Source organism: Endozoicomonas sp. SESOKO3, from assembly GCF_024606255.1.
On record NZ_JAHHPR010000192.1, the window covers coordinates 1 to 1,122 of the forward strand.

At 50.4% G+C, this 1,122-nt stretch carries 1 pseudogene; it reads right to left on the minus strand.

What is annotated here, in order from left to right:
* Positions 1-216: 216 nt before the first annotated feature.
* A pseudogene (locus KDK18_RS03315) lies at positions 217-1,122 on the minus strand (hypothetical protein); the annotation flags it as partial.

Consider the following 1,122-nt stretch of genomic DNA (forward strand, 5'->3'; position numbering starts at 1 on the left):
AACGACTTATTCATGGTGATTTCCCAGATACAGTGACTGAACTGGAAATATAGATTCCATACGGAGCTATGAGTGACAATATCCTTAACTACAAAGCTCGGTGCAAGTAAAGTAGCTATCAAATGCTTCCAACAGACTGCGCCTTCGGCACAGCAACTGGAGCAGGCGCTAGCTGCCAGAATTCACCGCTGATTCAGTGGCTGACTGTTGAGTCTGTCAGTCAAACAGAGTCGAGAGATAATCCAGGGGCGCATAGAACTTTTTCCATTGAGTCCAACCGGTCTCTGAAAGACCTTGTTCCAGTGGATAGCCATAAACGGCGTAGCTTGAAAGAGCATTGACAACAGCGAAAGTCAATGCAGGCACCAGAGTGACGCCGGCTTTGATAAACGGGTTATTTGAAGTTATCTTTGAACTGCCAAACATAAGCCAGGCTCCGGCTTCGCCTGAGACTGAGAGTCCAACTAAGGTTCCAAGTAAGGCTCCTGTGCCTCCGATTACGGCTCCGACCATGGCTCCTGCTCCTGCTCCTGCTCCGGATATGGATATGGCTCCGACCTCGGCTCCGGCTATAGTCAAGACTCTGGTTGTGGCTGTCGTTAGTGCTCCGATACCAGTTATGATTATGGCTCCGGCTCCCGCTCCGGCTCCGGCTAATGCCATGACTTGAGCTTTTTTCTGTCCATCCAGATCAATTGTTAACACTGAAATAATTCCCGAGAGAGTACCCACAATCGCTGCACTGACAACAGAGGCAAGAGCCGCTTTTGCAGGCCTTAGGCCTTTATGGATCATGGCTTCATAGGCGACAGACCCTACCGCAATCCCATTAATCATGGACAATACTGTGTATTCCCCAGTCGCATACCATTCAATTGCAATATCCCTTACGCTCATTTTTCTTAGGATTAGCGCCGAACTAGCGCTGGCTCCAGTTCTTGATAACGCTTCGAACGCTAGGTAGGTCAAAACTGCGACAGGTATGTGCTCCCTCGTTTTCGTATCAGCGGCATAAACTGCCATTCCTGCACCGACAAAATACAGGGGTTTCCACCAGCGCTGTTCCAGGGGCCAGGGGGACACATGTCCGGCCAGCGCCACTTCGGCGGTAGTGATCACGGG